11 protein-coding genes are annotated in these 12,374 nt (G+C 61.2%); 5 read left to right on the top strand and 6 right to left on the bottom strand.

Features of this window, described 5'->3' with window-relative positions:
• Positions 1-101 precede the first annotated feature (101 nt).
• Genes cysD through ACSSV3_RS00045 form a run of 3 tightly spaced genes read left to right on the top strand, consistent with a single transcriptional unit; the run spans position 102 to position 3,678 of the window.
• Positions 102-1,013, top strand: coding sequence for a sulfate adenylyltransferase subunit CysD (cysD, locus tag ACSSV3_RS00055; protein ID WP_354325278.1), 912 nt, complete (start codon positions 102-104; stop codon positions 1,011-1,013).
• Positions 1,013-2,926, top strand: coding sequence for a sulfate adenylyltransferase subunit CysN (cysN, locus tag ACSSV3_RS00050; protein WP_354325279.1), 1,914 nt, complete (start codon positions 1,013-1,015; stop codon positions 2,924-2,926). The genes cysD and cysN overlap by 1 nt, the downstream gene beginning before the upstream one ends.
• Positions 2,923-3,678, top strand: a complete 756-nt coding sequence (locus ACSSV3_RS00045) for a 3'(2'),5'-bisphosphate nucleotidase CysQ (protein ID WP_354325282.1) — start codon at positions 2,923-2,925, stop codon at positions 3,676-3,678. The genes cysN and ACSSV3_RS00045 overlap by 4 nt, the downstream gene beginning before the upstream one ends.
• Here the strand turns inward: ACSSV3_RS00045 and ACSSV3_RS00040 are convergent, their stop codons facing one another.
• From ACSSV3_RS00040 to pepN, 6 genes are all read right to left on the bottom strand, one after another.
• The gene (locus ACSSV3_RS00040; protein ID WP_354325283.1) at positions 3,679-4,230 is read right to left on the bottom strand and encodes an adenine phosphoribosyltransferase; all 552 of its coding nucleotides are present in this window, start codon (positions 4,228-4,230) and stop codon (positions 3,679-3,681) included. It abuts the gene before it with no gap.
• 96 nt (positions 4,231-4,326) lie between these two features.
• Positions 4,327-5,184, bottom strand: a complete 858-nt coding sequence (locus tag ACSSV3_RS00035) for a cytochrome c1 (protein ID WP_354325285.1) — start codon at positions 5,182-5,184, stop codon at positions 4,327-4,329.
• Positions 5,185-5,238: 54 nt separating this feature from the next.
• Positions 5,239-6,528, bottom strand: a complete 1,290-nt coding sequence (locus tag ACSSV3_RS00030) for a cytochrome b (protein ID WP_354325286.1) — start codon at positions 6,526-6,528, stop codon at positions 5,239-5,241.
• Positions 6,529-6,595: 67 nt separating this feature from the next.
• Positions 6,596-7,168 (bottom strand): ubiquinol-cytochrome c reductase iron-sulfur subunit, encoded by a 573-nt coding sequence (gene petA, locus ACSSV3_RS00025; RefSeq protein WP_354325320.1) that lies wholly within the window; start codon positions 7,166-7,168, stop codon positions 6,596-6,598.
• A gap of 240 nt (positions 7,169-7,408) precedes the next feature.
• Positions 7,409-8,170 (bottom strand): peptidoglycan editing factor PgeF, encoded by a 762-nt coding sequence (pgeF, locus tag ACSSV3_RS00020; RefSeq protein ID WP_354325288.1) that lies wholly within the window; start codon positions 8,168-8,170, stop codon positions 7,409-7,411.
• A complete protein-coding gene (gene pepN, locus ACSSV3_RS00015) occupies positions 8,163-10,823 on the bottom strand; it encodes an aminopeptidase N (protein ID WP_354325290.1) in 2,661 nt (886 codons plus the stop codon). The genes pgeF and pepN overlap by 8 nt, the downstream gene beginning before the upstream one ends.
• 92 nt (positions 10,824-10,915) lie before the next feature.
• Here pepN and ACSSV3_RS00010 point away from each other — a divergent pair, with 92 nt between their 5' ends.
• Both ACSSV3_RS00010 and ACSSV3_RS00005 read left to right on the top strand, forming a co-directional pair.
• Entirely contained in the window at positions 10,916-11,710 is a 795-nt protein-coding gene (locus ACSSV3_RS00010) for an NAD-dependent epimerase/dehydratase family protein (protein ID WP_354325291.1), read from the top strand.
• Positions 11,711-11,769: 59 nt separating this feature from the next.
• The gene (locus ACSSV3_RS00005; protein ID WP_354325293.1) at positions 11,770-11,979 is read left to right on the top strand and encodes a hypothetical protein; all 210 of its coding nucleotides are present in this window, start codon (positions 11,770-11,772) and stop codon (positions 11,977-11,979) included.
• The last annotated feature ends 395 nt before the right edge of the window (positions 11,980-12,374 follow it).

Below are 12,374 nucleotides of genomic sequence, written 5' to 3'. Positions count from 1 at the left end.
CCTATCGGCCCTCTGGCGTTCCCGCTATCCAATGCCTGCGCTTGGCCTGCCCCAACCAAAACTGTGCTTGTCTTGCGCGGTTCTGCGTGTAGCTGCAAATTATGCGCAGCCTGACCCATCTTGAACGGCTCGAAGCCGAAAGCATCCATATCTTGCGTGAAGTCGTGGCCGAGGCGGAAAAGCCGGTTATGCTTTATTCGGTAGGCAAGGATTCAGCGGTGATGCTGCATCTAGCCAAAAAGGCGTTCTACCCAGCGCCTCCGCCGTTTCCGCTGCTGCATGTCGACACCACCTGGAAGTTCAAGGACATGTATGCCTTGCGCGAAAAGGCGGCGCGCGATGCCGGGATGGAGCTGCTGGTCTATCACAACCCCGAAGCCAAAGCGCGCGGGATCAACCCGTTCGAACACGGCCCGCTGCACACGGATATGTGGAAGACGCAAGGGCTGAAACAGGCGCTCGACCTTCACGGATTTGATGTTGCCTTCGGCGGCGCGCGGCGTGATGAGGAAAAAAGCCGCGCCAAAGAACGCGTGTTCAGTTTCCGCACAGCACACCACGGCTGGGATCCGAAAAATCAGCGCCCGGAACTCTGGAACCTTTACAACACCCGCAAAAAGAAGGGCGAAAGCATCCGGGTGTTCCCGATCTCAAACTGGACCGAACTCGACATCTGGCAATATATCATGGCCGAAAATATCGAGATCGTGCCGCTGTATTTCGCCGCCCCGCGCCCGACTTACGAATATGAAGGCGGGCTGTTCATGGCCGATGATCTGCCCCGGCTGGAGCAGGCGATGGGCCACAAGCCCGAAATCACCACGCGATCCATCCGGTTTCGCACGCTCGGCTGCTTCCCGCTAACCGGCGCGGTTGAAAGCACCGCCTCTACCCTGTCCGAAGTCGTGCAGGAAATGCTGCTCACCACCACCAGCGAACGCCAGGGCCGGGTGATCGACAAGGACGGCGGCGACGCCAGCATGGAGAAGAAAAAGCAGGAGGGCTACTTCTGATGACCACGCCTTCTTCGTTCCAGACCGATGCACTGATCGCAGAGGATATCGACGCCTATCTCACCGCGCATCAGAACAAGAGCCTTCTGCGGTTCATCACCTGCGGCAGCGTGGATGATGGCAAGTCCACCCTGATCGGGCGTCTGCTGTATGATTCCAAGATGATCTTCGAAGATCAGCTCGCCGCGCTCGAAAGTGACAGCAAACGCCACGGTACCCAAGGCGAAGAGATCGACTTCGCGCTGCTGGTCGATGGCCTTGCGGCGGAGCGCGAACAGGGCATCACCATCGACGTCGCCTACCGCTTCTTCGCCACCGAAAAGCGCAAGTTCATCGTCGCCGATACGCCGGGGCATGAACAATATACTCGCAATATGGTGACCGGCGCTTCGACCGCCGATCTTGCGGTGATCCTGATCGATGCGCGCAAGGGGGTGTTGCAGCAAACGCGGCGGCACTCTTTTCTCGTCCACCTGCTCGGCATCCGGCACGTAGTGTTGGCGGTGAACAAGATGGATCTGGTCAGCTATGACCAGACGGTGTTTGACGCAATTGTGGCTGATTACCGAGCGTTTGCGACCAGCATCGGGATAGGCGCCTTCACCGCGATCCCGATTTCGGGTTTCAAGGGCGATAATATCACGGCTTCGCCCTCGGCCAACACCCCATGGTATGATGGCCCGGCGCTGATCGAGCACCTTGAATCGGTGGAGGTGGACGCCGCCGCCGCGCAAAGTCAGACGTTCCGAATGCCGGTGCAGTGGGTCAACCGCCCCAACCTCGATTTTCGCGGTTTCGCCGGATTGATCGCCAGCGGAACCATCCGCGCTGGTGATGCGGTGCGGATCGTGCCGTCGGGCAAGACCAGCACGGTCAAATCAATCGTCACCTTTGCGGGCGAACTGGACGAAGCGGTCGCGGGCCAGTCGGTCACGCTGACACTGGCTGATGAGGTCGATTGCAGCCGCGGCGATGTGATCGCGGCTGCGGGCGATCCGCCGCAGGCATCCGATCAGTTCAGCGCAACTCTGGTGTGGATGGACGAGGAGGCGTTGAAGCCGGGACGCGGCTATTGGCTCAAACTTGGCACGCAAACCGTCACCGCGACGGTTCAGCCGCCCAAATACGAGATAGACGTCAATAGTCTCGAACATCTGGCGGCCAAGACGCTGGGCCTCAACGCCATCGGCGTGGTTGAATTTGCCACCGATCGCCCGATCGTGTTTGAGCCCTATGCGGAAAGTCGCCAGCTGGGTGGGTTCATCCTGATCGACAAGTTCACCAACGCGACCGTCGCTGCGGGGATGATCGCCTTCAGCCTGCGCCGCGCCGATAATGTCCATTGGCAGCCGACCGCGATCACCCGCGATGATCACGCGAGCATGAAGAACCAGCGGCCGCGTGTGCTGTGGTTCACCGGGCTTTCGGGCAGCGGCAAATCGACCATCGCCAACGAAGTCGAAAAACAGCTGTTCGTGATGAACCGCCACACCTTCCTTCTGGATGGCGACAATGTCCGCCATGGTCTCAACCGCGATCTGGGCTTTACCGAGACCGACCGGATCGAAAATATCCGCCGCGTGGGCGAAGTGGCGAAGTTAATGGCGGATGCTGGGCTGATTGTGCTCACCGCGTTCATCTCGCCGTTCCGCGCCGAACGCCAGATGGTGCGCGACATGCTGGAGCCTGGTGAGTTCATCGAAATCTTCGTCGATACGCCGCTGGAAGTGGCCGAAAGCCGCGATGTGAAGGGCCTCTACAAGAAAGCGCGCGCCGGGCAGCTCAAGAACTTCACCGGGATCGACAGTCCCTATGAAGCACCCGAAAATCCCGAAATCCGGGTCAATACGGTGGATATGACACCCGAGGAGGCGGCACGGTTCATCATTCAGCAGATCTTGCCGCTCAAATGAGCAGTGGGGCAGGATTGAGCGACGGCGAATTGGCAGCGCGGTTGGCGCAGGCTGCGGGGCATTTGCTGGTGGATGTGCGGGACAGCGGGCTGCTTGCCGGCAAAGCGCTTGGCGCGGCAGGCGATGCGACGGCCAACCAGTTTTTGTGCCACGCGATCCGCGCCGCCCGGCCCGATGATGGCCTGCTGTCGGAAGAGGAAAAGGACAACGCCGCACGCCTGACCCAAAGCCGGGTGTGGATTATCGATCCGGTCGACGGCACCCGCGAATATGGCGAGGCCCGCGCCGATTGGGCGGTCCATGTCGCGCTTGCGGTTGATGGGGTCGCGGTGCTGGGTGCGGTGGCGCTGCCCGGACTGGATGGCGGGGTGGTGCTACGCTCGGACGCGCCGACGCCGCTTGCTCCGATGGCCCCCCAACCGCGTTTTGTCGTCAGCCGCACCCGGCCCGCGCGCGAAGCCGAGGCGGTGGCTAATGTGCTTGGCGGAACGCTGGTGCCGATGGGCAGCGCGGGGGCCAAGGCGATGGCGGTGGTGCGCGGCGAGGCCGAGGTCTATCTGCATTCGGGCGGGCAGTACGAATGGGACAGCTGCGCGCCGGTTGCCGTAGCGCTGGCACACGGGCTGCATTGTTCGCGGATCGACGGATCGCCGCCGGTTTACAATCAAGCCGATACCTACATGCCCGATCTGTTGATCTGCCGCCCCGAATGGGCGCAGAAGGTGCTGGCTGAAGTCGCCAAGCTCAGCTGATCAATCGCCTTCGAATTCCATCAGCGCGCTGACCGCTATCCCGGCATCGCGTAGCCGCGCTGCACCGCCAAGGTCAGGCAGGTCGATCACGAACAGCGCCGCTTCGATCACCGCGCCCGCCTTGCGCAGCAGCTGCGCCGAGGCCAACGCCGTGCCTCCGGTGGCGATCAGATCATCGACAATCACCACTTTCTGCCCCGGCTCAATCGCGCCCGGGTCCATTTCCAGTCGATCGGTGCCGTATTCAAGCGCGTAGTCGATGCTGATGGTCGCGATCGGCAGTTTGCCCGGCTTTCGGACAGGCACGAAGCCGACACCAAGCTGCACCGCCACTGCCGCGCCGAAAATGAATCCGCGCGCTTCCATCCCCGCAATCTTGTGCGCGCCTGCCACATCAGCCCACTCGGCAAGATGATGCACGCTCGCCGCCATGCCCCGGGGGTGGCCGATCAGCGGGGTGATATCGCGGAACTGGATGCCATGCTGGGGGAAATCGGGAACCGTGCGCACCAGCGCCTTGAGCTCTGCGGGAGAGAGATGCGGAGGTGTCATGTCAAAAGGCCCCTTTGCGGCACGTTAAAAGCAGAACGCCCCACCATCCGCAGGGGACGATGGGGCGTTCTTGGCGTTTACATTGAACGGGAAGACTTACTTCTTCTTCGGCTTCATCCCGGCCCAGATCTGCTTGTACGACAGGAATGCCAGCGCTGTTGCGAACAGCAGGAAGCCGAGCACAAACCAGCCGGTCTGCTTGCGCTCGACCAACGAAGGTTCTGCCGTCCAGGTCAGGAACGCTGCAACGTCGGTCGCCATCTGCGGAATGGTCGCCTCGGTTCCATCAGCATAGGTTACCTGGCCGTCAATCGCGAGCGGCGGAGCCATCGCGATATTGACGTTGGGGAAGTGCTTGTTGAAATACAGGCCAGCCGGGGTTTCAAAACCGACCTTGGCGGCCTTTGCAGCATCAGGCTCTCCATAACCGGTCAACAGGTCATAGACGTAGTTCGATCCGTCAGGCCGGGCCTTGGTAATCAGCGAAAGGTCGGGCGGGATGGCATTGTTGTTGGCTGCTGCGGCGGCGATCGCATTGGGGTAAGGCATCGGGAAATGATCGGTCGGATTACCCGGACGGGTGGTGTTTTCACCAGTGTTCGGATCGATCCCCGGCACCGTCCAGCTTTTCGCTTCGGCTTCTACTTCCGCTTCGGTGTAGCTGAGCTGCCGCAGGTTGCGGAACGCCACGAACTTCAGGCTGTGGCACGCCGAACAGACTTCTTTGTAAACCTGATACCCGCGCTGCAGTTGGGCAACGTCCCAAGTGCCAAGCGGGCCGTCAAACGAGAAGCCGTCTTCAGGCCCGACGCCATGTTCATAGAAGGCATAGGAAGGCTGCTGTTCCGGTGCAGGGCCGAATGCGAAGTTCATGAAACCTGGCACCAGCGACCACAGCACCAGCACCGCAGTGATGGCGAGGCCGGCGATGATACCTCCGAGGCGAATAGTCATGACCGAACTCTTTCTGGTTATCGGATCAAATTGCGTGAGAACTGCCCCGACCGATTACTCGGCCGGCTTATCCTTGCCGGTCACCGCTTCGGTGATCGAGAAGGGCAGCGGCTTAGGCACTTCGATCTGGCTTACAATCGGCAGGATCACGAGGAAGTGCAGGAAGTAATACGCCGTGAATATCTGGCTGAACATGATGTAGGGCTCTTCCGCGTGAGCACCGCCAAGATAGAACAGCGCTGCCATGGTCGGGATCAAGCCGAACCAGAAGAATTTGCGGAACAGCGGGCGATAGTGGCCCGACCGTACCGGGCTCTTGTCCAGCCACGGCAGGATAAACCACACCAGGATCGATCCGAACATCGCGATCACGCCGAGGAGTTTCGCCGGGATCAACACAATGCCGGTAAACGGGATGGTGAGATCGCCCGTGAAGGCGCGCAAGATCGCGTAGAAGGGGTAGAAGTACCATTCCGGCACGATCAACGCCGGGGTTGAGAGCGGGTTGGCCTCGATATAATTGTCCGGGTGCCCGAGTGCGTTGGGCAGGAAAAATACCATCAGCGTGAAGAAGATGAGAATCACGCCCAGCCCGAAACCATCCTTCGCCGTGTAGTAGGGGTGGAACGGCACGGTGTCCGATTCCTGCTTCACTTCCACACCGGTCGGGTTTGACGAGCCGGGGATGTGCAGCGCCCAGATGTGCAAGATCACAACCCCAGCAATCACAAACGGCAGCAGGAAGTGCAGCGAGAAGAAACGGTTGAGCGCTGCGTTATCAGGAGCAAACCCGCCCAGCAGCCAAACCTGCAGCGGCTCACCCACGATCGGGATGGCGCTGAACAGGCCGGTGATCACCTGCGCCCCCCAGAAGCTCATCTGGCCCCACGGAAGCACATAACCCATGAAGGCGGTTGCCATCATTAGCAGGAAGATCACCACGCCCAGCAGCCAGATCATCTCGCGCGGGGCCTTGTAGGATGAATAGAAGAACCCGCGGAAAATGTGCAGATAGATCACAATGAAGAAGAAGCTTGCACCGTTGGCGTGGGCGTAACGCAGCATCCAGCCGTAGTTGACGTTGCGCATGATGTGTTCGACCGTGCTGAAAGCAACCCCGGCATTGGCGGCATAATGCATCGCCAGAACAACCCCGGTAACAATCTGCACTACCAGGAAGAACCCGGCGAGCACGCCGAAATTCCACATGTAGTTGAGATTGCGCGGCACCGGATAACCGGCGCCAACCGCATTGTAGACGAGACGCGGAAGCGGCAATTTCTCGTCAAGCCACTTGGTGAAAGCGGATTGCGGCTCGTACTGCTTTGCCCAGGCGAAACTCATAGCGTTCTCTCGAATTGATCGATGTTACGGATCGGATAGGTGTTCATTGTCATTCTGTTATGCGGGATCAGCCGATGCGGACTACGGTATCGGACGTGAACTCGTATTCAGGCACTACCAGATTGAGCGGTGCCGGGCCTTTGCGTATGCGCGCTGCGGTGTCGTAATGCGAACCATGGCAGGGGCAGAAGTAGCCACCATATTCGCCGCGGTTCTCGCCTTCGCCTGCGCCCAACGGCACACAGCCCAGATGGGTGCAAACGCCCATTGTAATGAGCATGTCTTCATGCCCTTCCTTGGTTCGCTCAGCCAAGCTCTGCGGATCGCGCAGAGTAGAAATATCAACCGCGTTGGCCTCGTCTATCTCTTCCGCCGTGAGGCGGCGAACAAACAGCGGCTGCTTGCGGAACATCGTCTTGATGGCCTGCCCCGCCTCGATCGCACTCACATCGACTTCGGTGCTGCCCTGCGCCAACACGTCGGCCGAGGGGCTCATCTGGCTCACCAGCGGAAACAGTAGCGATGCCCCGCCTACGCCCGCTGTGCTCAATGCAGCGATGTGAATCCAGTCGCGACGGCGGATGCCATCTGCGCCTTCCGTCATTTCCGAGGCACCTGCGGGAGTGGTCGCACCGCTCATTTCAGCCATCGTCAAATACCCTGCTCGTGTTGCCGCGCGGTTGTGATGCCTTGCGCAGCGTGGTGTTCCAGATCCGAAAGCTGGCGCCTCCGGCTTGATCTGCTTAATTGGTCCCTGCTCCGGACAGCATGAGCGTTTGCTACCCAACCCACCCAGAACTCGCGGGGGCAATTAACGGCAATCGCTCAAAAATCCAACTGTGTTTTATTCAAGGCCTGTTCGTCAGTGTGCAAACTCGCATCAGGGAAGGGCTATCATGCTGATTTGTCTTCCATAATTACCTTCGCCCACTTGGGTCGCGCGGCGGTAGGAATGGTAATGCGCAACGTCGCAGAGCGTATCTCGGCCGATATCAGCAATTTTATCAATGCCAGCATCGGTCAATTTTGTGACGATGTGGCCTGGAAGATCAAAATACCAGCGCACAATGCCTTCACGCTCCGGTGCGGGCGCAAAAAAGCGGTTCGCGGCGACATCGAATTGCGCGCGGAAAGCGGCGTCAACTTCGTAGCTGGCCTGCGCGATGGTCGGCCCGATCACTGCTGCGATTGCATTTCGCCGCGCGCCAAGGCGCTCCATCGCGGCGACGGTATTTGCAATCACTCCGCCCACCGCGCCGCGCCACCCGGCATGGGCCGCGCCAATCACCCCTGCCGCGCGGTCAGCCAGCAAGATGGGCGCACAATCAGCGGTAACGATGCCTAGCACGATGCCGGGCTTGGCAGTTACAACCGCATCGACCACCGGGCGACCTTCGGCAGCATCATCCCAAGCATAATCCACTACCACAACATCGGGCGAATGCACCTGATGCGGCGCGGCCAGCCGCCCGCCAGGCAGTATCGCATCTGCCGCTTCCGCTCGCAGCTTTCGCACATCCGCAGCATCGCCCGGCCCGCCAAAGCCGAATTGATGCGCGCCGCCTGCACTGCCGAAAAAGCCGTGCGGGATGCCTTCCAGCAGCACTGAACGCTCGATGGCAAAGGGGGGCATCTCAGCCATCGAGGCTGCGGCTGACCTGTTCAAACGTATCGCGCGAGAGGTTTCCTGCCGCCGCGATCCGCTCAAGCTCGCCCTTCATTAACGCCGCGCGCACCGACTCGATCCGCCGCCAGCGCCCGAGTGACGGGACAAACCGCGCCGCCGTTTGCGGGTTGATCGGATCCAGCGCGAGGATCACGTCCGCCACCATCCGATAGCCTTCGCCGCTGGCTGCATGGAAGCCCTTGGGATTGCCCGCGAACGCCATGTGCAGAGAACGCACCCGGTTGGGGTTCTTCATGGTGAAGTCCGGGTGTTCGGCCAACTTGCGGACCTGCGCGATCACATCGGGGTGGAGCGAGAGCGCTTGCAAAGTGAACCACTTGTCCACCACCAACGGGTTGTGCTGGTAGCGATCATAGAACGCCGCCAGCTTCTCTTCGCGCGCGGGATGATCGAGCCCGCACAGTACCATCAGCGCGCCTTGCCGGTCGGTCATGTTGTCCGCCGCGTCATATTGCTGCGCGGCAAGCGTGGCGGCGCGCGCCGGATCGGCGGCCGCGATCAGCGCGAGCGCCGCAGTCTTGACCTTGCGCGCACCCCGTCCCGCCGGATCATCGAGCGTGACCGCCGAAGCGCGCGCGTGAAGCGCCAGCAGATCATCTGCCAGCGCGACGCCGATGGCCGCCTTCAACCCTTCGCGTGCAGCGTGGATCGCGCCGGGGTCGGCCAACCGGTCGCCTGTGGCCATGACTTCGAACAGGTAGTTTTCTGACGGCAGCACCATCAATTCACCGCGCATCGCATCATCGAGCGCGGTGTCAGCGATGCTCGACCGGAACGCGCCGATGATCGCCGCCTCGCCTGCGGCCTTTTCGTCGACCGACAATTCGCCGCTCGCGATTCCGACGAGGTGACTGACAGCGAGTTCCTGCAAGGCTTCGGAACGGGCGAAGGGATCGTCATCCTGCGCGGCGAGGAACACGAGGTCTTCGCGCACCAAAGCTCGATCAATCACCACCGGGGCGGTGAAGCCGCGGTTGATCGACACCACCGGATCGGGCCCGGCGAGCGGGAGGGTGAAGGTCTGCTCCGCGTCGGTGAGCACGATCAACTGTTCTGCCCCCAGCATGCCGCCCCGCGAATGCACGACCACCCGCAGCGGGATTGGCATCGGCGCCTTGTCGGGCTGGCCGGGGGTGGGGGGCACGGTCTGCCTGAGCGTCAGTGTCAGCGTGTCACCATTCAGCGCCTGCGACACTACCACACGCGGCGTGCCGGCCTGTGAATACCACCGGCGGAACTGGGTGAGATCAAGCCCCGCTCCGTCTTCGATCGCACGCACGAAATCCTCACAGGTCGCCGCCTCGCCATCGTGGCGATCGAAGTAGAGATCGGTGCCTTGGCGGAACCGCTCCAACCCCGCCATCGTCCGCATCATGCGGATGACTTCGGCACCCTTGTTATAGACGGTGGCGGTGTAGAAATTGCTGATTTCGCGGTAAGAGTCGGGCCGGATCGGGTGGGCAAGCGGCCCGGCATCTTCGGGGAACTGCGCGCCGCGCAGGATGCGCACATCCTCGATCCGCTTGACCGCCTCACCCTGCATATCCTGCGAGAACAATTGGTCGCGCAGCACGGTGAAGCCTTCTTTCAGCGAAAGCTGGAACCAGTCGCGGCAGGTCACGCGGTTGCCCGACCAGTTGTGGAAATATTCGTGCGCAATCACGCCTTCGACTGCGTCAAAGTCGCCATCTGTCGCGGTATCGGGGTCGGCCAGCACGTATTTGGTGTTGAAGACGTTGAGCCCCTTGTTCTCCATCGCTCCCATGTTGAAATCGGACACGGCGACGATGTTGTAGAGATCAAGGTCATATTCGCGCCCGAACACGTCCTCGTCCCACTTCATCGCTCGATGGAGCGATTCGAGCGCATGGTCGGTGCGCGCGAGGTCATCGGCCCGCACCCAGATGTTGCATTCGACTACGCGGCCCGATTGTGTGGTAAAGGGTCTGGAATTGGCCACCAGATCGCCCGCCACCAGCGCGAACAGATAGGACGGCTTGGGCCAGGGATCGTGCCATTCAGCCCAATGGGTGCCATCGCCGTTCACACCCTCGGCCACGCGGTTGCCGTTGCACAGCAGCACCGGGAATGCCGATGCGTCGCCCGCCATCCGCACGGTATAGGTCGACAGCACATCGGGCCGGTCGGGGAAGAACGTGATGCGGCGGAAGCCCTCGGCCTCGCACTGGGTGCAGAGCATCCCGTTCGAGGCATAGAGGCCCATCAGCTGGGTGTTCGCGGCAGGGTCGATGGTGGTGACGATTGCGACCGTGTGCTTGTCGCCGGGCAAGGTGAGAACGAGATCGGGGCCGTCCATCTGCCAATCCGCAGGCGCGCCGTCGATGGTGGCGTTGAGCGCGGAAAGGCTGTCGCCGTTGAGGCGCAGTTCGCGGCTGGGTTCGGCGGCGGGGTTGCGTTCGACCGTCAGGGTCGCCGTGACCTGCGTCGCCTCAAGCCCCAGCTGGAAGTCGAGATGCGTCGTCGGCACGCGCCACGGGTATGGTCGGTAATCCTCGCGGCGGATCACCGGGGGATCGTGCGGGGTCGGCGCGGCATCCGCGAGTTCGGGGTTGCCGTCTGGGGTGGTGGGGGTGGTTGCGATATCCATGCCGTGCCCTTTACCCGTTCGTGTTGAGCGTAGTCGAGACACATTCGCCCGACCTCTCGACTTTGCTCGGGGCGAACGGCAAGGTGAGAGGCATGAGCAATCTCCTGATCTTTGGCCTCGGCTACACAGCTACGCGCATTGCCGCTGCGATGCGGGAGCGCGGGTGGCGAGTCGATGCTACGGGCCGCAATGGCAACCTCGAATGGATGGATGCCATTGCCGTGCTTGAGCGCATGGACAAGGCGACGCATATCCTATCTTCGGTTCCGCCAGACCGGTCATCCGGGATCGATCCGGTGCTGGATTTCTACTATGACCAGTTCGAGGGGCAGTGGTTAGGTTACCTCTCGTCGACCGGTGTTTACGGCGACAGACAAGGCGCATGGGTGGACGAGGCGACGCCCACAATTGCGCAATCGGGAGAGGGCCGAAGGAACGCCCGCGCCGAGGCTGACCTCGCATGGCTGAACATGAGCGCGCGGGTGTTCCGGCTGCCGGGGATCTACGGGCCGGGGCGCAGCGCGCTCGACCGAGTGAAGGAGGGTAAGGCGCGGCGGATCGATTTGCAGGGGCAGGTGTTCAGCCGCGTCCATGTTGATGACATTGCCAGCGCCGTCGTCGCCGCGCTGACACAGGACGCACCGCCGGGTGCCTATAATATTGGCGACGATCTGCCGTGCAGCGGCAATGAAGTGACCGAACACGCCTGCCGTTTGATGGGCGTGGCGCCCCCCCCGCTGGAGACGCTGGCGAACGCAAACCTCTCGGAAATGGCGCGCGGATTCTACATGGAGAACCGCCGCGTCGCCAACGGCAAGGCCAGGCGGGTGCTGCGATGGCGACCGCAATTCCCGACCTATGTCGAAGGATTAGCGATCCTCATCTAATTCGTTATTGCGAGGTGCCTAGCGTCATTTCCCTTTGCGATGGGGAAACCGGCGAACCTATGAGCACGCTCATCATCGGCGGCGGTTCTATCTCACGCGAACCGGACGAAACGCGGGAAGCCTTCGAAGCGCGGGCTACAGCGGGCGCGCCAGCCGCCATTTCCGTGCCTGCCAATGGGCGGGCACTTGTGCCGGGGAAAACCCCGCAATGGGCGCAAAGCGCGCTGGTGCTGCGAAAGCTAAAGGCGAAGCATGGGGACGGCTGTTAGCTAGGCATCAAGCACGAAACACAGCTTGGTCGGGCCAGCCGCAAAGTGCGCCATAGGAAACCCCGCTTAAGGTCTTCACGGCAGACCAACCGAAGACCTGAGTCTGTCAAAGACTTGATCTGTTTTACAACGTTCGTCCTCGACCCCGAACCAACCCACGCAATGTGGATATTCGCTTACCTGACGGGCGCTGGTTTGAATCAGAAAGCCAAGATGCACGAAAAAGCAGGAGAGAATTACGCTAACGATAATGGCGGTTTGCTGTCCACACGTCATGTCATTTATCCTATGGAATGTTAACTAGTGGATTGACCGGAACGAAAGAGTCCATTTAGGGATTCCCAGAGGCTTGCCGACGTGCGATTCAGGGAGGATGCGCGATGGTATCACTTTCT

This window comes from Porphyrobacter sp. MBR-49 (assembly GCF_053628655.1).
Note: the sequence above shows the minus strand (reverse complement) of the source record. Positions and strands in the feature narration are given on the sequence as shown.